Origin of the sequence: Streptomyces sp. NPDC059255, from assembly GCF_042752355.1 — a bacterium.
Lineage (GTDB): Bacteria > Actinomycetota > Actinomycetes > Streptomycetales > Streptomycetaceae > Streptomyces.
Window position 1 is genome coordinate 97942 of sequence record NZ_JBHYZP010000008.1, and the last position, 24166, is coordinate 122107.

At 72.8% G+C, this 24166-nt stretch carries 18 protein-coding genes and 1 pseudogene; 8 read left to right on the top strand and 11 right to left on the bottom strand.

Annotation, left to right across the window (positions count from 1 at the left end; translation table 11 throughout):
• Window positions 1-26: 26 nt before the first annotated feature.
• The 5 genes from ACFXKG_RS13250 to ACFXKG_RS13270 all read left to right on the top strand — a co-directional run bounded on the left by ACFXKG_RS13250 (window position 27) and on the right by ACFXKG_RS13270 (window position 7275).
• Complete coding sequence (locus ACFXKG_RS13250) at window positions 27-1028, top strand: LacI family DNA-binding transcriptional regulator (protein ID WP_384837032.1); 1002 nt, start codon at window positions 27-29, stop codon at window positions 1026-1028.
• Between the two features lie 69 nt (window positions 1029-1097).
• Complete coding sequence (locus ACFXKG_RS13255; protein ID WP_384836743.1) at window positions 1098-3032, top strand: cellulase family glycosylhydrolase; 1935 nt, start codon at window positions 1098-1100, stop codon at window positions 3030-3032.
• Window positions 3033-3175: 143 nt separating this feature from the next.
• Window positions 3176-5503 (top strand): glycoside hydrolase family 3 N-terminal domain-containing protein, encoded by a 2328-nt coding sequence (locus ACFXKG_RS13260; protein ID WP_384836745.1) that lies wholly within the window; start codon window positions 3176-3178, stop codon window positions 5501-5503.
• Between the two features lie 175 nt (window positions 5504-5678).
• Window positions 5679-5975: a chaplin family protein gene (locus ACFXKG_RS13265; protein WP_384836748.1), complete on the top strand. Its 297-nt coding sequence runs from the start codon at window positions 5679-5681 to the stop codon at window positions 5973-5975.
• A 19-nt stretch (window positions 5976-5994) separates the two neighbouring features.
• Complete coding sequence (locus ACFXKG_RS13270) at window positions 5995-7275, top strand: hypothetical protein (protein WP_384836751.1); 1281 nt, start codon at window positions 5995-5997, stop codon at window positions 7273-7275.
• A 31-nt stretch (window positions 7276-7306) separates the two neighbouring features.
• On the opposite strand, the gene ACFXKG_RS13275 is transcribed toward ACFXKG_RS13270, so the two are convergent.
• From ACFXKG_RS13275 to ACFXKG_RS13300, 6 genes are all read right to left on the bottom strand, one after another.
• The gene (locus ACFXKG_RS13275; protein ID WP_384836754.1) at window positions 7307-8167 is read right to left on the bottom strand and encodes a citryl-CoA lyase; all 861 of its coding nucleotides are present in this window, start codon (window positions 8165-8167) and stop codon (window positions 7307-7309) included.
• On the bottom strand, window positions 8164-9369 hold the full coding sequence (locus ACFXKG_RS13280) for a CaiB/BaiF CoA transferase family protein (RefSeq protein WP_384836757.1): 1206 nt from the start codon (window positions 9367-9369) through the stop codon (window positions 8164-8166). Before ACFXKG_RS13280 ends, ACFXKG_RS13275 begins: the two co-directional genes overlap by 4 nt.
• Window positions 9369-10130 carry an IclR family transcriptional regulator gene (locus ACFXKG_RS13285; RefSeq protein WP_384836760.1) on the bottom strand — a complete coding sequence of 254 codons (762 nt, stop codon included), beginning with the start codon at window positions 10128-10130 and terminating at the stop codon, window positions 9369-9371. Before ACFXKG_RS13285 ends, ACFXKG_RS13280 begins: the two co-directional genes overlap by 1 nt.
• Window positions 10131-10279: 149 nt before the next feature.
• The gene (locus ACFXKG_RS13290) at window positions 10280-11191 is read right to left on the bottom strand and encodes an NAD(P)-dependent oxidoreductase (protein ID WP_384836763.1); all 912 of its coding nucleotides are present in this window, start codon (window positions 11189-11191) and stop codon (window positions 10280-10282) included.
• Window positions 11184-11765: an RraA family protein gene (locus tag ACFXKG_RS13295; protein ID WP_384836766.1), complete on the bottom strand. Its 582-nt coding sequence runs from the start codon at window positions 11763-11765 to the stop codon at window positions 11184-11186. Before ACFXKG_RS13295 ends, ACFXKG_RS13290 begins: the two co-directional genes overlap by 8 nt.
• Before the next feature lie 169 nt (window positions 11766-11934).
• Entirely contained in the window at window positions 11935-12708 is a 774-nt protein-coding gene (locus ACFXKG_RS13300; protein ID WP_384836769.1) for an IclR family transcriptional regulator, read from the bottom strand.
• 149 nt (window positions 12709-12857) lie between these two features.
• Here ACFXKG_RS13300 and ACFXKG_RS13305 point away from each other — a divergent pair, with 149 nt between their 5' ends.
• The 3 genes from ACFXKG_RS13305 to ACFXKG_RS13315 are packed head-to-tail and all read left to right on the top strand — an operon-like array spanning window position 12858 to window position 15954.
• A complete protein-coding gene (locus ACFXKG_RS13305; protein WP_382896104.1) occupies window positions 12858-13844 on the top strand; it encodes a Bug family tripartite tricarboxylate transporter substrate binding protein in 987 nt (328 codons plus the stop codon).
• Window positions 13841-14443 carry a tripartite tricarboxylate transporter TctB family protein gene (locus tag ACFXKG_RS13310; RefSeq protein WP_384836772.1) on the top strand — a complete coding sequence of 201 codons (603 nt, stop codon included), beginning with the start codon at window positions 13841-13843 and terminating at the stop codon, window positions 14441-14443. The genes ACFXKG_RS13305 and ACFXKG_RS13310 overlap by 4 nt, the downstream gene beginning before the upstream one ends.
• A complete protein-coding gene (locus tag ACFXKG_RS13315; RefSeq protein WP_384836775.1) occupies window positions 14443-15954 on the top strand; it encodes a tripartite tricarboxylate transporter permease in 1512 nt (503 codons plus the stop codon). The genes ACFXKG_RS13310 and ACFXKG_RS13315 overlap by 1 nt, the downstream gene beginning before the upstream one ends.
• A 61-nt stretch (window positions 15955-16015) precedes the next feature.
• Here ACFXKG_RS13315 and ACFXKG_RS13320 read toward each other — a convergent pair.
• The 5 genes and pseudogenes from ACFXKG_RS13320 to ACFXKG_RS13340 form a co-directional block, all read right to left on the bottom strand.
• Window positions 16016-17295, bottom strand: a pseudogene (locus ACFXKG_RS13320) (MFS transporter).
• Between the two features lie 35 nt (window positions 17296-17330).
• The gene (locus ACFXKG_RS13325; RefSeq protein ID WP_384836778.1) at window positions 17331-18869 is read right to left on the bottom strand and encodes an MFS transporter; all 1539 of its coding nucleotides are present in this window, start codon (window positions 18867-18869) and stop codon (window positions 17331-17333) included.
• Window positions 18870-19360: 491 nt separating this feature from the next.
• Window positions 19361-20908 (bottom strand): AbgT family transporter, encoded by a 1548-nt coding sequence (locus ACFXKG_RS13330; protein WP_384836781.1) that lies wholly within the window; start codon window positions 20906-20908, stop codon window positions 19361-19363.
• A gap of 30 nt (window positions 20909-20938) precedes the next feature.
• Entirely contained in the window at window positions 20939-22264 is a 1326-nt protein-coding gene (locus tag ACFXKG_RS13335; protein ID WP_384836784.1) for a CapA family protein, read from the bottom strand.
• Window positions 22261-24132, bottom strand: coding sequence for a CocE/NonD family hydrolase (locus tag ACFXKG_RS13340; protein ID WP_384836787.1), 1872 nt, complete (start codon window positions 24130-24132; stop codon window positions 22261-22263). The genes ACFXKG_RS13335 and ACFXKG_RS13340 overlap by 4 nt, the downstream gene beginning before the upstream one ends.
• Between the last annotated feature and the right edge of the window lie 34 nt (window positions 24133-24166).

Below are 24166 nucleotides of genomic sequence, written 5' to 3' on the forward strand. Positions count from 1 at the left end.
CCCGGGAACGCCCCACCATCAAGGCCGTGGCCGCCGCGGCCGGCGTCTCCACCGCCACGGTCTCCCAGACCGTCAACGGCACCGGCCGGATCACCGAGGCCACCCGGCGCCGCGTGCTCGACGCCGTCGCCGAGCTGGGCTGGTCACCGAGCGCGTCCGCGACCGCGCTGCGCCGGGCCCGGACCCGTACGATCGCGCTCGTCGTGCGCCGCGCCACCGATGTGCTCGGCGCCGACCCGCACTTCGGCGAGCTGATCACGGGCCTGGAGGGCGAACTGGCCCCGCGCGGCTACGGTCTGCTGCTCCACCTGGTCGCCGACATGACGCAGGAGAGCGCGCTGTACGAACGGCTGGTCGCCGAGGGCCGGGTCGACGGAGCGGTGCTGACCGACGCGCGCGCCGACGATCCGCGCCCGCCGCTGCTGCGCGGGCTCGGGCTGCCGGCCGTCCTGCTGAGCGCGCCCGACCCCGCCTCCCCGGTGGTGAACGTGGGACTCGGCCGGCAGGGCGCGGGGGTGCGCGAAGCCGTCACGCACCTGCTGGATCTGGGCCACCGTCGGATCGCCTCTGTCACGGGCCCCGCCGAGCTGATACACACCCGGCTGCGCCGCGCGGCCTTCGAGGACGCGCTCGCCGAGGCCGGGGTACGGCCGGTCGCCGTGTGCGAGACCGATTTCACGGAGGCGGCGGCGGTCGCCGCCACCGAGGAACTGCTGGCCCTGGCCGACCGGCCCACGGCCGTCGTGTACTCCAACGACTCGATGGCCGTCTGCGGGATCGGCACGGCCCAGCGCGCCGGGCTCCGGGTGCCGCGCGACCTGTCCGTCGTCGGGTACGACAACCTGCCGCTCGGCCGCTGGATGTACCCCCGGCTGACCACGGTGGACCAGCAGGTGCAGGCCGTCGGCGCCGCCGCGGCCCGGGCCCTGCTCGCCGAGTGCGGTGAGGACGTACCGGCGCCCGTGCTCGACGGCCGGCCCCGGCTGGTCGTACGGGAGACCACGGGCCCGGCGCCGACAGCGCCCTGACCGCCTCTCGCCTCACCCACCCCGCCCCGTCCTGAACTGTCCACCCGCCGAGATCCAGAGAAAGACCCCATGCGACGCCACAGCGCCCAGCTCACCCATGACTCCGCCGTTCTGCCCTGGCTCGGCGCCAACTTCTGGTCCCGTAGCGGCGGTCCGCTGATGTGGCGGGACTATCAGCCGAAGACGGTCCGCGAGGAACTGGCCGTCCTGCGCGACCACGGCCTGACGATGACCCGGTCCTTCTTCTACTGGCCGGACTTCCACCCGGAGCCGCACCGGATCGACGAGGAACTGTGCGAGCACTTCCGTGACTTCCTCGACGCCCACACCGAGGCGGGCATGGGCACGGTCCCCACCTTCATCGTCGGCCACATGTCCGGGGAGAACTGGGACCCGGCGTGGCGCGGCGGCCGGGACCTGTACGAGGACGTCTGGCTCGTCGGCCGCCAGGCCTGGTTCGTCTCGCAGATGACCCGGCGCTTCAAGGACCATCCCGCCGTCACCGGCTGGCTGATCACCAACGAGATGCCGGGGTACGGCCGGATCTACCAGGTCGACCCGCCCTCCTCCGACGTCGTCACCGCCTGGGCGCAGTTCATGTGCGACGCGGTGCGCGCCGCGGGCGGCACCCAGCCGGTGTCGCTGGGCGACGGCGCCTGGGGCATCGAGGTGACCGGCCGGGACAACGGCTTCTCGCTGCGCGACACCGCCGAGTACGTCGACTTCGTCGGACCGCACGTGTACCGCTCGGACACGGACCGGCCGCGCCAGCACTACCGCGCCGCCTTCGAGTGCGAACTCGCCGCCGTCACCGGGCAGCCGGTGGTACTGGAGGAGTTCGGCCTGTCCACCGACACGGTCTCGGCGGCGAACGCGGGGGTCTTCTACCGGCAGACGCTGCACAACTCGCTGCTCGGCGGTGCCACCGGCTGGATCGCCTGGAACAACACGGACTACGACGACCTGTGGGAGCGGTCGCCGTACGACCACCACCCCTTCGAGATGCACTTCGGCATCACCGATCACACCGGGCGTCCCAAGGAACCGCTGCGTGAACTGGCCGCCTTCGCACAGGTACTGGAGCGCGTCGACTTCGCGCGCTGCCGCCGGGGCGACGCCGACGCGGCGCTGGTGGTGCCCGCGTTCCTGGAACGCGGCTACCCCTACAGCCGGCCCGCCGACCGCCCGCTGATCTTCACCTCGCTGCACCAGGGGTACGTGGCCGCGCGCGGCGCCGATCTGCCCGTCGCCCTGGTCCGCGAGGCGGACGGGCTGCCCGGTGACGCCTCGCTCTATCTGCTGCCCGCCACGCGGCAGTTGACCACGCGCACCCGGCGGGAGCTGGAACGGCGGGCGCGGGAGGGCGCGACGGTGTACCTGTCGTTCTGCTCGGGCGAGCACCCGACGACGCGCGGCCCGTGGTTCCACGACCTGGACGGGCTCTTCGGGGTGGAGCTCCAGCTCTCGTACGGGGTGGCCGAGCCCATCGAGGACGAGGTGCTGGAGATGACGTTCACCGAGGACTTCGGCTCGGTCGCGGCGGGCGAGACACTGCGCTTCCCGGTCGCGGGGAACGAGGACAGCCGCGCCTATCTGCCGGTCGTCCCGGCCGGGGCGCGGGTCGTCGCCACCGACGCGCACGGCCGCCCGGCGCTGCTGGTCCACGAGACGGGGCGGGGCCGTACTGTCCTGGCCACGTATCCGCTGGAGCACATGGCGGCCCGCACCGCCCGCGTCAATCCGGAGCAGACCCACCGGCTGTACGCGGCGCTCGCGGGGATCGCCGGCGCGGCGCGGCCGGTGACCGTCGACACGCCGTACGTCTCGGCGGACACGCTGGTACGGGAGGACGGGAAGCGTTTCGTCTGGCTGGTGAGCCAGGCGGAGCGGGAGCTGACCGTGCGCCCCCGCGCGGAGGGTGAACTGCGCGACCTGGACGGCGGGGAGCCGGTGCGGGACGTGGTGATCGCCCCGTACGGGGTGCGCGTCCTGGAGCTGGACTGACCGCATCGCGCAGTCCGGTCAGCCCCGCCGATCCCGCCCGTTCCGTCAGTCCTGTCAGTCCCGCCCGTTCGGCCAGTCCCGCCCGTTCGGTCAGTCCCGTCAGTCCCGCCAGTCCCGTCGAAGCAGTCGAGGAGATCCGTCCCATGCCCCAGCCCCGGTACCGGGATCCCGCCGCGCCCGTCGCGGACCGGGTGCGCGACCTGCTCTCCCGGATGACGCTCACGGAGAAGGTGGGCCAGGTCAACCAGCGCATGTACGGCTGGCAGGCGTACGAGCGCACCCCCGCCGGCCACCGCCTCACCGAGGCGTTCCGGGCCGAGGTCGCCGCGTACGACGGCATGGGCGCGCTCTACGGGCTCCAACGGGCCGATCCCTGGTCGGGGGTGACGTTCGGGACGGGCATCGGAGCCGCCGAGGGCGCCCGGGTGTCCGACGCGGTGCAGCGGCATGTCGTGGAGAACACCCGGCTCGGCATCCCCGTGCTCATGGTGGAGGAGATGCCGCACGGCCATCAGGCGCTGGACGGCACGGTGCTGCCGGTGAACCTGGCGGTGGGCGCGACCTGGGACCCCGGGCTGTACGAGGAGGCGGCGGCGCTCGCGGCGGCCGAACTGCGGGCGCGCGGCGGCCATGTCGCGCTCGTCTCCGCGCTGGATCTCGTACGGGACCCGCGCTGGGGGCGCGCCGAGGAGTGCTTCGGCGAGGACCCCTATCTGGCGGCCCGGTTCACCGAGGCGCTGGTGCGCGGCGCGCAGGGCCCCGGCGAGGCGCCCGGGCGCGGGCCCGTGTCGTACGGCGCGGACCGGGCGGCGGTGGTCCTCAAGCACTTCGCGGGCCAGGGCGCCACTGTGGGCGGGCGCAACAGCGCGGCCACCGAACTCGGTGCCCGTGAGCTGCACGAGATCCATCTCCCGGCCGCGCTGGCGGGGGTCAGGGCCGGAGCGGCGGGCGTCATGGCGGCGTACAACGAGTTCGACGGGGTGCCCTGCGCGGCCAACCGTGAGCTGCTGACCGGGCTGCTGCGCGAACGCTGGGGGTTCGAGGGCCTGGTGATGGCGGACGGGTGCGCGCTCGACCGGCTGACGCGGCTCGCGGGTGATCCGGTGGCGGCGGGGGCGCTCGCCCTGGCGGCGGGGACGGATCTGAGCCTGTGGGACGAGAGCTTCCCCCGGCTGGCCGAGGCGGTACGGCGTGGTCTGGTCCGCGAGAGCGTGCTGGACGCGGCGGTCGGCCGGGTGCTCGCGCTCAAGTTCCGGCTCGGCCTGTTCGAGCGGCCGTACACCGGCGAGCGGCGGGCGCCCGCCGGGCTGCGTGAGCTGAGCGAGCGGATCGCGCGGGAGTCGGTGGTGCTGCTGCGGCACGACGGCGCCACACTGCCCCTGTCGGAGCATCTCCGCAGGATCGCCGTCATCGGCCCGAACGCCGACTCCGTACCGCAGCAGATCGGCGACTACACGGCGCCCCAGCGCCCGGGGGCCGGGGTCACCGTCCTGGACGGGATCAGGGCGGCGGCGATCGGCGAGGTCTCGTACGCGCGCGGCTGCGAACTCGTCGGCGGCGACCGGTCCGGCATCCCGGCGGCGGTCGCGCTGGCCGCCTCCTGCGAGGTGGCGGTCCTGGTGCTCGGCGGATCGAGCGCGCGGGAGTCCGCCACCCGCTTCGACTCCAACGGCGCGGCGGTGGTCAGCTCCGGCCTTCCGGTGGACATGACCTGCGGCGAGGGCGTCGACCTCGCCGAACTCGGGCTTCCCGAGGGCCAGTCGGCGCTGCTGAGCGCCGTGACCGCCACCGGGACGCCGGTCGTGGTCGTGCTGGTGCAGGGCCGTCCGCACGCCGTGCCGGAGGACCTCGCCGCACGGGCGGGGGCGGTGCTCAGCGCCTGGTATCCGGGTCCCTGGGGCGGGCGCGCGATCGCCGAGGTGCTCTTCGGCGCGGCCGGACCCGTGGGCCGGCTGCCGGTCTCCGTACCACGCTCGGCGGCGCAACTGCCGGTGTTCTACAACGGGAAGGACCACGGCTACCGGGGATACGTCGACCAGCCGGCCACCGCCCGCCACCCGTTCGGGCACGGCCTGTCCTACACGACGGTCGAGTACGGCGCGCCCCGGCTCTCCCGGGACGCGGTCACCGTGTCCCCGTCCGGCGCCGTCCCTCCGCTGACCTGTGTGGTGGAGGTCGCCAACACCGGGGCGCGGCCGGTGGACGAGACGGTGCAGCTGTACGTGCGCCGGGTGCTGGGCGGCTCGTCGTGGCCGCGCGTGCGCGAACTGCGCGGCTTCGTACGGACGGCGCTGGCGCCGGGTGAACGGGCCGAGGTCTCCTTCACCATCGGCGCGCAGACCCTGGCCTCGGTCACCCGCTCCCTGGAACAGGCCGTGGAACCGGGGACGTTCGAGATCGCGACGGGCCCGTCCGCCGACCGTACGACCGGGGCGGTGCTGACCGTGGGTCCCTGGCCGGAACCGTCCTGACCCGGCGGCCGCCGGCCGGTCGTCGGCGGCGACGCCGGTCACACCGGACAGGCCCGTGCGGTGTCCTCGTGTCGGGAGCGGGGTTCTGTCGTTAGAGGAGTGCGTCCTGGTCCGTCCGGGCCGGGCGCGATCCGCACGGGCACCGGGGAACGGTCCCGGATGAGGGAGGAACGCGATGGGCGTGGAGACGCACGGTACGAGAAGCCAGGGCGTACGGGTCGCGGTGCTGGGCGCGGTGGCCGGGGTGGCGCTGCTTCCGGCCGGGACCGCGCACGCGAACGTCGTCGGGGTGGGGAACGCGGTGTTCGGCAACACCTGCGTCAACCAGGGCGGCGCCCGGGCCGTGGGCGCCACGGTGGCCGGGAGCGGGGTGGCGAGCGGCAACCAGGTCGGCCTGCCGTTGAGCCTGCCGCGTAACCACTGCGGCAACAGCGGCATCGTCTGCACCGCCGTGTTCAGGGCAGCGTACTGAACGGGACGGTGAGCGGCGGGTGACCGGCGGGACGACGGTGAGCGGGGCGGCGATGAGCGGGACGACGGATGTGCCGGTGCGGGAGCGGGCGGTGGACGCGCTGCTGTCCCTGAGCGGGCGGACGCTGCCCCTGCTGCGCCAGTGGGTCGGGGCGGATCCGGGCTGTGGTGTGGCGCGGGCGCTCCTGTCGCTGGCGACCGGGGACCGGTGGGACGACGCCGTACTGAAGGAGCAGTTGGCGATCGCGCACCGGGACGCGCTGGCCGCCGGTGAGCGCGAGGCGAGTCTGGTGTACGGGGTGTTCCTCCACACGCACCGGCAGTACCGGCTGACGGCCGATCACCTGGTGGGACACTTCGCCCGCTGGCCCGCCGATGAGCCGGCCGGTCTCCTCCTTGGCGCGTTCCACGCCTGCGAGGACGCCGGCTACCGCGCACGGGGGGACGCCCTGACGGAGGAACAGGCGGCGGTGGCGGGCCCGGAGAGCTGGCCGTGGACGGGCTGGCTGGCGTCGGCCCGGGCGGAGCAGGGCCGGGTGCGGGAGGCGCACGAGCTGGCCGGACGGGCCCTGGCCCTGCACCCGCGCTCGGGTGTGGCCGCACACGCCCTCGCGCACGCCGAACACGAGCTGGGCGCCGGCCGCGCCTGCGTCGGCTTCCTGGACCAGTGGCTCCAGGAGGACCCGCAGGCGGTGCAGTCACGCCACCTGAACTGGCATGCCGCGCTGCAGTCCCTCACCTGCGGCGACTTCCCGGACGCGCGCCGCCGGGCGGACACGGCACTGGCCCGTACGGATGTCGGCATGCGGGCCGCGACGAACTGGCGCCTGCTCCTGATCGGGCAGTCGCCGGCCGGCCGCAGCGATCCGGACCAGGTGCGTGAACTGCTTGCCGCGCCGGGCGGGATGGCGGAGATCTTCCACACCTTCAACCTCGCCCTGGCCCTGGCCGTGGAGGCCGCCACCGACGACCTGCGCGTCCTCGCCCGCCGGGCCGCCGCCGACGAACGCCCCGACTACCGCGAGGTGCTGGCCCCCGTGGTCGACGCGCTGGCCGAGATCACCGCGGGCCGCCCCCGCGCGGCGGCGGAGCTGCTGAGCGGTCTGGGCGAGCACGCGGAGCGCATCGGCGGAGTGCGGGTGGAACGCGAGATCATCCAGGACACCCTCGCGCGCGCCCTCGTCGACGCCGGCGAGCACGTGCGCGCGGCCGCGCTGCTGCACCACCGCACCGCCACCCGCCGCCATCACACCTACGAGGACGGGCTCCTCACCGCACGTGCCCCGGCCACCACCGGCTAGGGCCCTCCTCCGGCTTCCCCCCGTCCACGGGTCAGGCGTCCCGGTCCAGGTGGCGCTCGGGTGTGCCGTGGTAGCCCGCGAGGAGTGGCCGGGGCAGCGGCCCCTTGATGCGGGTTCCGTTCTCCGTCTCCTCCCACGCGTGGGCGAGGATACCCACGCTGCGGGAGAGGACGAACAGGCCCCGGCCGAGCTGGGACGGGAAGCCGAGTTCCGCGTAGATGATCGCGGTGGCCCCGTCGATGTTCATCGGGACCGGACGCTCCCGGCCCTCGGCGAGCGCGGCCTCCAGCGCCAGTCCGGCGGCGAGGGCCCGGCCGGGGACCTCGCCGGCCTCGACGGTCTCCCGGACCAGCGTGAGCAGCGGGTCCCGGCGCGGGTCGCGGGGGTGGAAGCGGTGGCCGAACCCGGGGATGTAGGCGCGGCGACGGCGGTATTCGGCGACGACGTCGGAGGCCGGTTCACCGTCGGCGACCCGCTCCAGTACCTCCATGCACTGCTGCCCCGCTCCCCCGTGGACGTCGCCGAGCAGGCCGGCGCCGGTCGCGACGGCGCTGTTGAGTCCCACGCCGCAGGTGGCCGCCATCCGGGCCGCGGCGATCGAGGGGGCCTGCGGGCCGTGGTCGACGGCGGCGACCAGCGCGGCTTCCAGGAGGCGTCCCTGGCGGGGCGTGGGCAGTTCGCCGCGGAGCATCAGCCAGATCTGTTCGGCGAAGGTGACCCGGCCGATCAATTCCTCCACCGGATAGCCGCGCAGCCGGATCTCGCCGGGGTGGATCTCGCTCACCGCCGTGGACCACCAGTCGGTCACGGTGCGTTCGGCGATCAGTTTCTCTCCCCCGTCGGCGGTGTCCCGCGCCTGCCCGTCGCCCGCGGGTACCGGTGCCCCGGTCATACGGCACCGCCTTCGCGCAGCGCGGTGATCTCCGCCGCGGTGTAGCCGAGTTCCCCCAGCACGGTGTCGGTGTGTTCCCCCAGCAGCGGTGGCGGGGAAGGCGTCACGGCGGGTTCACCGTCCACGCGCACCGGGCTGCCGAGAACGCGCAGGGGGCGCTCGCGGCCGTCGGGGAAGGGCAGGTCGTGTACGAAGCCGCGCGTGGCCAGGTGGTCGAGGCCCAGCGCGTCCGGTACCGACAGGACGCGCGCCGCCGGGACTCCGGCGTCGGAGAGGATCTCCTCCCACTCCGCCGCCGGCCGGGCGGCCAGCCCCGCTTCGACCTCGTCGCGCAGGGCGTCGCGATGCGTCTTGCGGTCGGCGGGGTGGGTGAAGCGCGGGTCGGTCGTCAGGTCCTCGCGTCCGATGAGCCGGCACAGGGTCGTGAACTGCTGCTGCCGGTTGGCGGCGATGTTGAGGTGGCCGTCGGCGGTGCGGAAGGTGCCCGAGGGGGCCGCGGTGAAGTTCTCGTTGCCCATGGGGTGAGGTACGCGCCCGCTGATCAGATAGTTGGACGTGACCCAGCCCATGGCGGTGAGCGCGGACTCCAGCATCGAGACGTCGACGAAGGCGCCCTCCCCGGTGCGTCCGCGGCGTACGAGCGCGGCCGCGACCGCGTACGCGGCCGCCATGCCGCCGAGGGTGTCGGCGACGGGGAATCCGGCCCGCAGCGGAGCGGTCCCCGGGGTGCCGGTGACGCTCATCATCCCGCTGAGGCCCTGGATGATCTGGTCGTACGCCGGGCGGTCCCGCAACGGGCCCGTCTGTCCGAAGCCGGAGATGGCGCAGTAGACGAGCCGGGGGTTCTCGGCGCTCAGCGTCTTCCAGCCGACACCGAGCCGGTCCATCACGCCGGGGCGGAAGTTCTCCAGCAGGACGTCCGCCTCACGGACGGCGCGCAGAAGTGCCTCCCGTCCGTCCGGGTCCTTCAGGTTGAGGGTGAGTGAGCGCTTGCCGGCGTTCTGGGCGAGGAAGGACGCGCCCAGCAGCTCCTCCCCGAGTTCGCGGTCCGCGCCCAACTGGCGGGCGAGATCGCCTGATGCGGGCAGCTCGACCTTGATGACGTCGGCGCCGTGCAGAGCGAGCTGATAGCCGGCGAAGGGGCCGGCGAGGACGTTGGTCAGATCGAGGATCCGTACGCCCTCCAGGAGAGGGGTCGTCATCAGGCGCTGCCTCCGATGCAGTCGAGCGCGGTGAGGGCCCGTGCGGTGTCCAGCAGGGCCGGGGTGAAACCGGCGATGGCCTCGTCGGTGAAGCGGGTGGTCGGGCCGCCGAGCGCGACCGCCGCGGTGAGACGGCCCGACGCGGGGGCGAAGACCGGGGCCGCGACGCCGGAGACGCCGGGCTCGCGTTCGCCGTGGCTGACGGCCATGCCGTCCTCGGCGGCCCTCCGGACGCGCTCCCCGAGCCGGTCGTCCGTGTCACCGCCCGGTGCGCGGGCGGCCACGGCGGCGATGTCGGCGCGGTCCGAACGCGAGAGGAGGACGTGGCTCGCGGCCCCCGACCAGAGCGGCATCTCCGCCCCGATGTGGACGACGTGGCGCAACGTACGGGTGCCTTCGTGGCGGGCGATGCAGACACGGGTGTTCTGCTGGCGGACGTAGACCGACACCGTCTCCCCGCCGCTCGCCTCGCTCAGCTCGGCGAGGCGGCGCAGTGCCTCTTCCGGCAACCGCCAGGTCCGGCCGGCGAGTTCGGCCCAGCGCAGGAGTCCGGTGCCGGGGACGAGGTGGCCGTCCCCCCGGCTCCAGAGCAGGCCGCACTGCTCCAGTGTGTGGACCAGCCGTACCACGGTGGTCTTCGGCAGTCCGGTCGCGTCGACCAGTTCGCGTACGGGCCGGCTGGGGTGGTCGGCGTCGAAGAGGGCGAGCAGCTCCACCGCGCGCTGCACACTGCGGACGCCGCCTGCGTCGGATTCGGGCATGCCGTTTCCTTCGTGTCTCGGCACACGGCGAGGCGGACGCCTCGCCGGTGAGTGGGCCGTTTCATCACATCACGGAACCATCCAGCGGCACAAGCGAACCACCTGGTGGTTCGCTGTGGGCAGGCGTGGGCCCTGGGTGCACGGGGGGGTCAGGTGATGCGGGCGATGATGTGGTCGGCGGCCTCGGTCGCCATGCGGCGCAGCGCCTGTGTGGTCTGCGCTCCGATGTGGGGGGTGATGACGACCGACGGCTCGGCGCGCAGGGGGTGGTCGGACGGGAGCGGTTCGACCGTCGTGACGTCGAGGCCGGCGCCCGCGAGATGGCCCCGCCGGACGGCGTCGAGCAGGGCGGACTCGTCGAGGATGCCCCCGCGCGAGGTGTTCACCACCACCGCGCCCTCGGGCAGCGCCATGAGTTCGGGCAGCCCGATGAGGTTGCGGGTCTCCTCGACCAGCGGGATGTGCAGGCTGAGGTTCTCGGCGAGGGAGAGCAGCGTCGGGAGGTCCGCGGGTTCGACACCGGCGTCCGTCATGACGGAGACGGGCACCATCGGGTCGTGGGCCAGGACGCGCATGCCGAAACCGTGGGCCGCGATCGCGGCGACCTCGCGGGCGATACGGCCGAAGCCGACCAGCCCGAGCACCCCGCCGGAGAGCTCCCGGCCGCGGATCGCCGCGCGGGTGTCCCCCTCGTCGCGGATCGCGATGCCGATGCCCCGGCGCACCGCCAGCAGCAGCGTCATGGCGTGCTCGGCGACGGACCGGCTGTTGGCCGCCGGGGTGGTGGTGACGGTGATCCCCAGCTCCCGCGCGGTGTCGACGTCCACGGTGTCGAGGCCGACGCCGTGCCGTGCCACGATGCGCAGACGGGGAGCGCGGCGCATCATCGCGCCGTCGACGCGTTCGGTGCGCAGCAGAATGGCCGCGACCCGGTCGCTGATCTCGTCGAACGCGGCCCCGTCGGCGCCGTATCCGGGACGTACGTCGGCGTGCGGGCGCAGGCGGGCCAGGGCGTCGGCGTGGACCGGCCGGGGGATCCAGACGAGCGGGCGGTCAGTCACGGGGCACCAGCCTCTGGTTGGCGGCGCGGCGCTCGGCCTCGCCCTCGATGAGCCGGCGCGTCCCCGCGACGACGTCCTCGGCCTGGGCGGCCGGGACGACGGCCACCCCGTCGTCGTCACCGAGCACCCAGTCCCCGGGGGCGACGGGCACCCCGCCGACGGCGATCGGGCCCGCTATGCGGTACGGGCCGGTCTTCCACGGTCCGGCGGGGGTGACGGCGCGGGCGAACACCGGGACGCCGAGCTGCGCCAGCTCGACGACGTCCCGGGCCGCGCCGTCGAGGACGATGCCGCCGATCTCCAGCGCCTTCGCCTTCTGCGCCACGAGTTCCCCGATCAGCGCGCGGGTCGTGTCCCCGCCCCCGTTGACGACGAGCACCTCCCCGCGCCGGATCGTCTCGAACGCGGCGTGCAGGCCCTTGTTGTCACCCGGCCGGGTCCACACCGTGAAGGCGGGGCCGGACAGGACGGCCCCAGGCCACAGCGGGCGGATGCCGTCGGCGACGCCGAACCGGTCCATCGCGTCGGACACGGTGGCGACGGGGAACGCCCCGGGGGGCGGATAGTCGTGCACGGTTCTCCTTCGGTCGAGTCAGTGCGGAGTGATTGAGTCGGTGCGTTGTGTGGTCGAGTCGGTGCGTTGTGTGGTCGAGTCGGCGCGGTGTGGTTCAGTCGGCGCGGTGTGCGTTCGGGACCGGCCGGGTCGGTGCGGGACCGGCCGGGTCAGCGTGGGACCGGCCGGGTCAGTACAGCGCGGGCGGCAGACCGGTCCGGGCGATGTCCTCCGCGCAGCGGCGGACCGCGTGGACGAAGCCGGGGATCTTCTCCTCGGTGAACCGCACGGTGGGGCCGCCGACGGCGAGGACCGGCGGGCGGGCGGGTGCGGCACCGCCGGGGAACGGGACGGGAACCGCCAGACCGCTGTTGCCCGGTTCGCGCTCGCCGTGGGTGACGCACCAGCCCCGCTCCGCCGCGGCCCGCGCTCCGGCGCGCAGCGCCTCGGGGTCACTGCCGCACTCCGCGGCGATGCGCGTGACGAGTACGTCCCGCTCCTCGGGCGGTTCGAGGCTGAGCAGCACGTAGGAGGCGGACCCCACGGACATGGTGAGCGAGTCGCCCGGCTCCACCACATGGCGCAGGCTGTTGGGGCTGGGGGCCTGGCCGACCACGACCCGCCGCGTGCCCTGGCGGACGTAAAGGCTCACCGTCTCACCGGTCTCGGCAGCGAGGGCCCGCATGCGTGCCAGCGAGGCGGGCGGGACCGTCCAGGCCGTCTCGGCGAAGGCGGCGAAGGCGATCAGGCTGGTGCCGACCCGGACCCGCCCGTCCGCCCCGGACTCCACCAGTCCTTCCCCGGCCAGCGTCTCCACGAGCCGCAGGACGGTCGTCCTCGGCAGGCCCGTCTCACGGACGAGGTCGGTCAGTGTGAGTGACATGCGCTCCGGGGTGAACGCGCGAAGCACCTGCCACGCCCGGTTCACCGCCCGGATGCCGCCGCCGTCGGTCGTCGCGGACATCGGTTTCCTTTCTTCGCCGTGTCGTCTCCATTGCTTCGTCCCGGAGATGATGTTTACCATCTGGCGGTCATGAATATCCACCAGATGGACACACCGGGGTAACCGGCCATCTCGGAATCAGCTCGGTACGAGATCACAAGGGAGTGGTCGTGCAGAGGAAACGTTTCATGCTCGGCGTCGCCGGCGCTCTGAGCACCGCGGTGCTCGCCGGGGCCGCCGTCGTGGACGCCAGCAACTCCACCTCGGGCGCCACTGCGAGGTCGAAACTGACGGTCACGGCCCCGGCCGCACCCGGCGGCGGCTGGGACCTCGCGTCACGCGAGTTCCAGCAGGCAGTGCGGGCCGGTTCGATCGTCAACAACGTCCAGGTCGTCAATGTGCCCGGTGCCGGCGGCACCATCGGGCTCGGGCAGTTCGTCCAGCTCGGCGACGATCCGACACGGCTGATGATGACCGGCACCGTGATGGAAGGCGCCATCACGGTCAACAAGTCGCGGGTGGACCTGGAGAACACCACACCGATCGCCCGGCTCGCCGAGGACTACCAGGTCTTCATCGTCCCCGCGGACTCCCCGTACCGGACGCTCCAGGACTTCATGGCGGCGTGGCAGAAGAATCCGCACGGCCACGCCGTCGGCGGCGGCGGGCTCGGCGGCACCGACCACCTGCTCGCCGGGCTCGCCGCGCGGGAAGCCGGCATCGACCCGAAGGAGGTCAACTACATCTCGTTCGCGGGCGGCGGCGAAGTGCTCACGGCGCTGCTGTCGAACACCGTCGAGATCGGGGTCAGCAGCTACAACGACTTCCGCGACCAGATCGAGGCGGGCAACCTGCGGGCGCTGGCCGTCTCGGCCGACAAGCCGGTGCCGGGCATCGACACACCCACCTTCATCGAGCAGGGCGTCGACGTGTCGCTGCCCAACTGGCGCGGCCTGGTCGCGCCGCCCGGCATCAGCGACGCACAGCGCCGCGAACTGACCGACATCGTCACCGAGGCGACCCGTACCCCCGAGTGGGAGGACGCGCTCACCCGCAACAAGTGGGTGAAGAGCCTCCTGACCGGTGACGAGTTCGCCGACTTCATCCGCCAGGACCAGGCGCGAGTCAACACGATCATCAAGGAGCTGGGTCTGTGACCACCCACCCCGCGCCGGACCCGGGCCCGGCCGCCTTCCTGCGCCGCCGCACCGGCCTGATCATTCCGCTGCTGCTGCTCGTCACCGGCATCGTGCTGGGCGCCGGAACCCTCACCATGGACGTGCCGGCCAACGTCGCCTCGCCGGGCCCGCAGATGTTCCCCACCGTGGTCGCGGTCGCGTGTCTGGTGTTCGCCGTCCTTCTGGGCGTCGACGTACTGCGCCGCCCGGAGCCCGAGCAGGCCGCCGCGCTCTCCGTCTCCTCCGCGGACACCACCGCGGCCACGGACGCCACCACTCCCACGGACGCCACCGGCACCACGGCCGATGAGACCCCCGCGGCGGTCCGGACCCGCAGCAACCGATGGGCGGTGGCCGGACTGGTCGGCACGATCGGGGCCTTCATCGCCCTGCTCGTCCCGCTCGGCTGGCTGCTCTCGGGCGCACTGCTCTTCTGGGGCGTGGCCCGGGCGCTCGGCAGCCGCCGTCCGGTGTTCGACATCTTCCTGTCGGTGGCCATCTCGTCCACCGTCCAACTGGCCTTCTCCGCGGGACTGGGCCTCAGCCTTCCCCCGGGCATCCTGGCAGGAGTGCTCTGATGGAATCACTCGGCAACCTCGGTGACGGGTTCCTGACGATCCTGACACCCATGAACATGCTGTGGGTGCTGGTCGGCGCCCTGCTGGGCACGGCCGTCGGCGTACTGCCCGGCCTCGGCTCGGCGATGGCGGTGGCACTGCTGCTGCCGGTGACGTTCTCGCTCGACCCCATCGGCGCGTTCATCATGTTCGCGGGTGTGCTGTTCGGCGGCCTGTTCGGCGACTCGACCGCCGGAATCCTGATGAACACCCCCGGCAACAGCACCGCGATCGCCGGATCCATCGAGGGCCACCGGATGGCGAAGTCCGGACGCGCGGCCCAGGCCCTCGCGACCGCCGCCATCGGTGCCTTCACGGGCGGCATCCTCTCCTCCGTGCTCGTGGTGTTCTTCGCGCCCTCGCTGGCCGAACTCGCCACCCTCTTCGGCCCCGCCGAGTACCTGGCGCTCGCCGTGTTCGCGTTCGTCGCGATCTCCGCCGTGGTCAGCGACTCGATCCTGCGCGGTCTGGCCGCCCTGGTCATCGGCCTCGCCATCGCGCTGGTCGGCATCGACGGCATGTCCGGCGCCGCACGCTTCACCGGAGGACTGCCCGAACTCTTCGACGGCATCAACATCGTGGTGATCACCGTCGGTCTGCTCGCCCTCGGCGAGGTCATCTCCGTCGCCGCCCGCCGCGGAACCGACGAGGACCTGCGGGTCATGCCGTCCACCGGCCGGCTGTGGCTCTCCCGCCAGGAGATCCGCCAGGCCATGCCCGCCTGGCTGCGCGGCACCGCGATAGGTGTCCCGTTCGGCATCATCCCCGTCGGCGGATCCGAGGTGCCCACCTTCCTGGCCTACGGCACCGAACGCCGGCTCGGCTCGCGCCGCCCCGGCTCGATGTTCGGCAAGGGCGCCATCCAGGGTGTGGCCGGCCCGGAGGCGGCGGGCAACGCCACCGCGGGCACCGCGATGGGCGCCCTGCTCGCTCTGGGCCTGCCCACCTCGGCGACGGCCGCCGTGATGCTGGCCGCGTTCCGCCAGTACGGTCTGCAGCCCGGTCCGCTGCTCTTCGAACGCGCCAGTGACCTCGTATGGGCCCTGCTGGCCAGCTTCTTCATCGCCATGACCGTGCTGCTCGTACTCAACCTGCCGTTCGCGCCGCTCTGGGCCAAACTCCTCAAGATCCCCCGCCACTACCTCTACAGCGGGATCACCGTGTTCGCCATGCTCGGCGTCTACGCGACCAGCAGCAAGATCCTCGATCTGGTCCTCGTCCTCGCCATCGGGCTTCTCGGCTTCGCCATGCGCCGCTACGGACTGCCCGTCGCCCCCGTCCTCATCGCGGTCATCCTCGGCCCCCTCGCCGAGACCGAGTTCCGCCGCGCCATGGCGGTCAGCGAGAACGACCCCACGGCCCTGGTCTCCAGCCCGATCACCATCACCCTCTACGTCCTCCTCGCCCTCGGCATCACCGGCCTGCTCGTCCAGCGCGCCCGCGGCCGCCGGCGCGTCACCGGGACGGCCTAGAGTCTGCCGGTGACCAGGCCGGCGCCCGGTCCGCGCGTTCCCGGCGTCCGCGGACCGGCCCTCAGCCCGCGGACGCCGGACCTTCGGCGAGTCCCCGTTCCGTGACTCCGGGCGCCGGCCGGCCCGCCCGGTGGGCGGCGACCGACATCACGGCGAGCCCGGCCAGGACGATGGCGGCGCCGACGTACAGCGGAGCCGTATAGCCCAGGCCGGCGCTGATGGCGAGGCCGCCGAGCCAGGCGCCCAGTGCGTTGCCGACGTTGGAGGCGGAAACGTTGGCACTGGCGGCGAGCGGCACCCCGTGGGCGTGGTCGGTGACCCGGGTGATCAGGCCCGGAACGCTCGCGAAGCCGAACAGCCCCGTCAGGAAGACCAGGACCACCGACGCGGTGGGGTCGGCGGCCAGCAGCCCGAACAGGGTGAGTGTGACGGTGAGTCCGGCCAGGGACACGATCAGGGTGAGGTCGCGATGGCGGTCGGCGGCCCGTCCGCCGGCCATGTTCCCGAGCACGAGGCCGCTGCCGTACACGACGAGCAGCCAGGCGACATCCGTGCTGGAGAAGCCGGTGACCCGGGTGAAGGTGTAGGCGAGGTAGCTGAACGCGCCGAACATCCCGCCGTAACCGAGCGCGGTGGCCGCGAGGGTCCCCCAGACCTGCCCGGAGCGGAAGGCCCGCAGTTGGGTACGGAGCCCCGCCGCCCGGCCGGGGGCCGCGCCGGAATCCTTGGCGGAACGCGGCCCGTTCACCGCGCCGGCCCAGCCCGGCACCAGCACGGCGATGGCGACCGCGGCGATGACACCGATGCCGGTGATCGCCCAGAACGTGGCACGCCAGCCCCAGCGTTCACCGATCAGGGCGCCGAACGGCACGCCCAGTACGTTCGCGACCGTCAGCCCGGCGAACATCACCGCCACCGCCCGCGACGCCCGCTCGGGGGCGACCATGCGCCGGGCGACCAGCGAGCCGAGACCGAAGAACGAGCCGTGGCAGAGCGCCGCCACCACCCGCCCGAGCAGCATCACCGGATAGTTCGGCGCGACCGCGGACAGGAGGTTGCCGACGACGAAGAGCACCACCAGCCCGGTGAGGACCGCCTTGCCGGGCAGTCCGGCGGTGGCGGCGGTCACCACGATCGCGCCGACCGCGACCGTCAGGCGTAGCCGGAGATCAGCCACCCCGCCGCGGCCTCGGACACCGCGAGGTCGCGGCCCACCTGGGGAAGCAGTCCCGCGATCACGAACTCGGTCAGGCCGATCCCGAAGCCGCCGAACGCGAGCGCGACGAGTCCGGGGGGGCATCTGCCGTGCGGTGCCGGTCGGTTGGGTCTCCATCCCTTCATCATCGTACGCGGCAGGGCGTGCCCGGATCCGGGCGTCATCGCGGCGCGTGCTCCCGTTGCTTCACGGCGGCGGTGGGGGCGGCGAGGAGCCGGGCCGTGACCGCTCCGCCGATCGCCAGGGCGGCGGTGACGACGAGCAGGACGGCGACGTAGCCGTTGTCGAACGCGGCGTGGGCCGCGTCCAGCAGGCTGCCCGCCCGGTCCTCGGGCAGCCTGCCGGATGCCGTCAGCGCCTGGTCGAGACTGTCCTTCGCGGCCGCGGGACTGCCCTCGGGCAGCCGGACCGTGTTCGTGTAGAGGGAGGTCAGGGCGGAGCCCAGGACGGCGACACCGAAGAGGCTGCCGAGTTCGTAGGAGACCTCTTCCACGGAGGCGGCCATGCCGGCGCGGTGGGCGGGCGCGTTGCCCATGATGGCCGCGGAGGCGGCGGTCATGGCCAGGCCCGTCCCGGCGCCCGCCACGAGCAGTCCGGGGACGACCCAGACCGGGTGGTCGGGGTGGACGTCGAGGACCGGCAGCGCGCCGGGGGTGAGCAGCAGCGTCAGGAGGACACCCGCCGCCGCGGTCAGCAGACCGCCGATGATCAGCGGACGGGGACCGGTGCGCCAGGCCAGGCTCCCCGCGACGATGCCGGCGGGCAGGCAGCCGAGGGCGAAGGCGGCCACCAGCACTCCGGCGTGCAGCGGGGTGAGGCCGACGACCAGTTGCAGCCGCTGGGCGAGGACCAGTTGGACGCCCGCGGTGCCGAACATGGCCAGTGCCGCCGCGACGATGCCGGACAGGATGTGCGGATGGCGCAGCAGGGCGAGATCGAGCAGCGGATGGTCCTGGCGGCGCTGCCTGCGGACGAACAGCGTGAACCCGGCGGCCGACACGAGGAGCGCGGCCACGACGTGCAGGGGTTGCGGGCCCGGCCTGGTGGCCTCCTTGACGGCGTAGACCAGGCCGACCAGTCCCGCCATGACCAGCAGCGAGGCGACGAGGTCCCAGGGCTTGTCCGAGCGGTGGGTGTCGCCGGGTGCGAGGGCGGCGCCGGCGATCAGGGCGAGCAGCACCACGGGCACATTGATCAGGAAGACGGACCCCCACCAGAAGTACTCCAGGAGCAGTCCGCCGACGATCGGTCCGAGCGCCGTTCCCACGACGGATGTCGAGCCCCACACTCCGATGGCCATGGTGCGTTCGCGCTCGTCGTCGAAGGTGACGCGGATCAGCGAGAGCGTGGCGGGCATCATCGCCGCGGCGCCCACCGCGAGGAAGGCCCGCGCCCCGATCAGCAGGGCGGGGGTGGCGGCGAACGCCGCCAGCGCGGAGGCGGCGCCGAAGAGGACGAGCCCGGTGAGGAACATCCGCTTGTGCCCGACACGGTCACCCAGCGTGCCCGCCCCGAGCAGCAGTCCCGCCATGACCAGGGGGTACGCGTTGATGATCCACAGCTTCTGCGAGGCGTCCGCCCCGAGATCCTCCGTCAGTCTCGGCAGTGCCGTGTACAGCACCGACATGTCCAGGCTGATCAGCAGCAGACCCACCGACACGGTCACCAGCAGCCACCAGCGCCTCGCGCTGCCGTTCATAGTCGTTTTCCCTCATCTGTCGTCACCGTTCCGTCCTTCGCCGCGCCGTGACACACCCGCGCGACCGAAGACAGTAACTATACATTCCAGAAGGTACAGTAACGACGTCATGAGGGCGGGCCAGTTCTCCGGGTACCGCCCGCCCGGCGCGGCCCGCGGGACAGCGGACCACCCGGGCGCGGCCCGCGGGACGGCGGGCCGCGCGGGTCCGTCGGCCCGCGCGGTGGCCGCGGGCAGTGTCGCCGTCACCGCGAGGGATCCGGCGGCGCCGGCCGGCAAGGACCGCCGGCCGACGTGCGGTCCGTTCTCGGAACTGATCAGCAGTCACGTCCCTCTCCGTCGTCCAGGACGCCGGTGCGCGACCGGAAAGCCGTTCCGGGGTGGCATTCCGTACAGCATGCGAAGGCCCGCCGATTTTCGTCGACACTACGGAGAATTGATCCGGATCCTCCGTGACACGGTCTCCCGCGACGGCCCCGGGGACCCTGGGGTCAGTGGACCGGGGCACCGGGACCCAGCGGCAGCCCCAGGGCGTACCAGAGCGCGAACAGCGCGGTCCAGGCGACCATCATCGCCAGCGCGGCCGGAAGCGTGAACGACACCAGGGTGCCGATGCCCGCCTCCTTCCGGTACGTCTGGAGGTAGCCGACGGTGAGCATGAAGGTCGCGCTCATCGGGGTGATGGAGTTGGTACAGGAGTCCGCGATCCGGTAGACCGCCATCACCGTCGCCGGGGAGGCGCCGATGAGCATGGTCATGGGGATGATCACGGGCGCCAGGAGTGCCCACAGCGCGGTCCCGCTGGTGATGAGCAGGTTCAGCACGGCGATGCCCGCGATGAGCAGCATGAGGACGAGGAAGACCGGGGCGTCCAGCCCCCGCAGGACCTCCGCTCCCCGTACCGCGACGACGGTGCTGATGGAGGTCCACTGGAACAGGGCCAGGAACTGCGAGACCGCGAAGAAGAGCACGAGGAGCGGCGCGACCGACTTGATGCCGTCCGCCATGAAGTTCGGCAGATCGGACGAGTGGGTGAGCCGGCCGGTCCGGTACGCGTAGGTGGCTCCGATGACCAGGAAGAACAGGCTCAGCACGAGGGCGATGCTGTTGAACAGTGTGGAGTCGAGGATGGCGCCGTGCTCGCCGCGGAGCGGGGAGCCGGCCGGGATCATCCCGACGATCAGCAGGCCCAGGAAGAGCACGGCGACGACGCCGGTCGAACGCAGCGCGCGGAGTTCGGTCTCCTCGGGGACGGCGCCGGCCCGGGCTCCGGTGGTCGGGCCGGCGGCGTCGCTGTCCGGGACGAGTTCGTGCTCACGCCTGGCGAGGATCTTCTCCGTGACCACGGTGAGCACGATCGCGAGGACGACCGCGGAGACGGTGGTGAAGTAGGTGTTGTCGGTGGGCCGGACGACCGTGTCCGGGTCGACGATCCGCGCCGCCTCGGTGGCGATCTTGGCGAAGATGACATCGCCGGGCGCGATGAACGGGTTGGCGTCCCCGGCGGCGTTGATCGACAGGAAGCCCACGATCATGCCCAGCATGGGGGATCGGCCGACCGCCTTGAAGACCATCGCCGCCAGCGGTATGAGGATGACGTAGGCGCTGTAGGAGAGGAATTTCGACAGCGCGCCGGCCAGGCAGACCGTGAACACGGCGTACCCGGGGCTCACCCGGCCCAGGGCGTGCCGGGCGAGCGACTCCAGCATGCCGGAGCGGTCGGCGACGGCGAGGCCGAGCATGATGATCATCATGGTGCCCAGCGGGCCGAAGGTCAGGAAGGACTCCTCGGCGCCGAGGATCAGCTCACGGATCGCGTCGACCGACAGCGCGTTCCTGACGGGGGACGGATCGCCGGTCGCGGGGTCCAGGACCGAGACACCGGCGGCGGCCAGGATCGCGCTGGTGACGGCGACGACCCCGAACAGGATCGAGAACAGCCAGAACGGGTGGGGCAGCTTGTTGCCCACTCGTTCGATTCTGTCCAGAAAGCGCGTGAGCCCTTCCGGGGTGTGCGTGGGATCGGACGTGGTGATCATTTTTCTGGTTCCTTTACCGGAGGGTCGCGCTCACAGATCGATGCGGAGGGTGCCTTGACCCTGGTCGAGGAGGATTTCGGTACCGTACGCCCGCGACAGCATGCGGAGTCGGCCGAGGATGCGGGCCCCGGCGGCGGCGTCCGCGACCCGCGGTGTTCCCCGGTCGGAGTGGTGCGGTGTGTCGAAGGTGAGCGTCAGGGGGAGAAGGGCGATGTCGAGCACACCGTGCCGGGTGAAGGTGAGGGTGACAGCGACGCTCTCGTACCAGACCGGACCGGCGAAGGGTCCCTTGATCCGTTTCTGTTCGAGCATCTCGCCCGGTGTGTGCCGGGAGGGGTCCAGGCCGGTACGCCGCCAGGCCTCGCGGGTCAGCGGGAACTGGCGGTTCTGCAGGAAGACGAAGTTCCCGAGCGAGTAGAAGATCGGCCGGTTCCGGTACACCTCGATGCCGCGGAGCTGGTGCGGACCGTGGCCGAGGACGACATCGGCGCCCTCGTCGACGGCGGCGTGCGCGAGGTCGTGCAGGAAGGGCGGCGGCTCGGTGCTGTAGTTGCCGGGCTCGTGGGTGTGGAGGGCGACCACGGCGAGGTCGGCGCTCTGCTTGGCCTGTCGCACACCGGTGCGCAGGGCTGTGATGTCCTCGTCCTCGACCTGCCAGTGCGGTCCGGCCCGGCCTTCGGTGCGGTCGGTGGAGACGAACGCGGTCCCTCCGAGGGTCACGGAGCCGTCCCGCGCGTCGGCCTTGCGCGCCAGGTGGTGGAGGGAGGCGGGCGGGAGACCGTCGCGGATCGCGGCCATGGCCCGGAGCTCGTCGGGGTGGACGGCGAACCACTTCCTGGTGCGCAGGCCGTTGATGCCGGGGCGGCCCGGCACCATCCCGAACGGGTCACTGGCGAGCGACATGGCCTGGTAGCGGCTGGCCGCCGAGACGAGCGCGACCCGCCCCCGGCGGGTGGAGAGGTAGCGCGGGGCCCGTGCGGCGGTGAGCGATTCGCCGGCGCCGGCGTGGACGAGTCCGGCCGCGTCGAGGACGGCGCTGGTGGAGCGCAGCCCGGCCACCCCCCAGTCGGTGGCGTGGTTGTTGGCCCGCGACACCATGTCCATGCCCATGGCGCGCAGATCGGCACCGCTGCGGACCGAGGTGACCAGCCACGATCCCCCCGGCTCGGCCTCCGGCCAGCCGTCGAAACGGTCGAAGTCGATCGCGGTCGTCTCGAAGTTCCCGATGGTGGCGTCGGCGCCGCGCAGGGTGTCGAGGAGCCGGGGTGCGGTCGCTTCGAGGCGGGGGGTCAGGACGTCGTCGTCGAGGACGAGGTCGCCGACGGCGGCGAGGGTGATGTCCGTACGGTCGTTCACGCCGGCTCCTCCGTGAGGACGTGCAGGGTGACCGTGGAGCGTCCGTCGACGTACACCCGGTTGGTGGCGACGACCCGGCGCCGGTCGGTGGTCTCGGGCGCGCCGGTGCCGGAGTTGACGTCGAAGCGGGGGAAGTTGCTGGAGCTGATGTCGACCCGGATCCGGTGGCCGCGGGCGAAGAGGTTGGCCGTGTCGGGAGCGTGGACCGTCACGTCGTAGAGGCGTCCCGGTTCCAGCGGCGACGGCGACTCGAACGAGTCCCGGTACCGGCAGCGCAGTATGCCGTCGGTCAGGTTCATGGCGAAGCCGGCCGGGTAGTCGGCGCTCGGCGGGTGTACGTCGATCAGCTTCACCGTGAAGTCGGTGTCGACGGCGGTCGAGGAGACCGTGAGCCGGGCGACGACGGGGCCCGCCACCACGACGTCCCGTTCCAGCGGAGCGGTCTGGAAGGTGAGGACGTCGGGCCGGGAGGCGAGCGGCAGCCGCGACCCCGTCAGGGAGAAGGTCCGGTCGTCGGGGCGCTGGTCGAAGGCCCCGCCCGCCATCACGGGCTCGCCGGACGTCACCTGCCCGCCGATCGTCGGGACCGGGTCGCGGGGATCGTGGTCGTACTCCAGGTACCCGGCGAGCGCCTCCGGCTCCGGGGTGAGCCCCCCGTCGGCGGTGAGCCGGAACTCCGCGGTGTGCGCGTCCTCCGGCGGCCAGGTGGAGCCGGCCAGCCAGCGTCCGCCGTGGTCGAGCCGCCCCTCGGTGGTGCGCCTGCCCGATCCGCCGCCCATCCGGAAGTAGCGGACCGCCGGGTCCCGCGACGGCCCGGAGGACAGCCGCGCGTCGAACCAGTCCGCCCTGAACTCGGCGTAGTCCGCCGCCAGGTTGCCGTCCAGGGGCGCCTCGGGGCCGAAATCGACGTCTCCCGCGTAGGAGACGCTGCGCCGGCCGTGGGTCCAGGGTCCGAGGACCAGATATGCCGGGCTGGTCTTGCGGGCGCCGAGTTCGTGGAAGTTCTCGACCGCGGTCCGGATGTACGGGTCGTACCAGCTGGAGATGTGCAGGCTCGGCACGTCGGGGAAGCGGTCGAAGCGCCCTCGGCCGTAGATGCCGAGCTGCTGCCAGTACGGCCCGAACCGGCCGTGCTCCCACTGCTCGAACAGGTAGTCCTCGTACTCGGGCGCGTGCCGCAGCGGTGAGTGCCCCCGCCGCCAGGGCAGATGCCGGAACCACTCCTCGATCGACTCGCTCTCCAGCGCGGCTCCCCGCACCGGGTCGCCCAGGGTCGCCGCGCTGGTCCTGGCCCTGGCGAAGGCCCAGGTCGCCTGCTTGAGCTCGAAGGCCCCGCCCAGCCGGACCCCGGTCTCGTAGGCGCTGGCGAAGCCGCCGGAGTCGAGGAACATCGCCGACAGGGACGGGGTGCCCAGCGAGGCGAGCGCGCTCTGCGCGTGGGCCGCGTAGGAGACCCCCATCGTGGCCACCCGGCCGTCGCACCACGGTTGCGCCGCGATCCACTCGGCGGTGTCGTATCCGTCCTCGGCCTCGTTGAGGTACTTGACGAACGTACCGCCGGAGTCACCACGGCCGCGGCAGTCCTGCCGGACCACGTGGTAGCCGCGTTCGACGAAGCGCCGGCACACCGCCTCCGGCGGGGGCGGGTTCCAGGACTCGAAGGCGCCGTCCGAGCCGCGTGCCGTGCGGCGGCCGTAGGGCGTGCGCTCCAGAAGTACCGGCCTGGGGGCCGGGTCGGGCCCGGCCGCGTAGACGTCCGCGACGAGTGCGGCTCCGTCGCGCATCGGCACCTGGACCACCTGGCGCCATCCGGATCCTGGTTCCGGGACCGCCTGCCAGCCGTCGTCCCTGCCCGGGCTCTCGACCACGTCCGCTCCTCGCGTCGTTGTGTTCACCGATGAG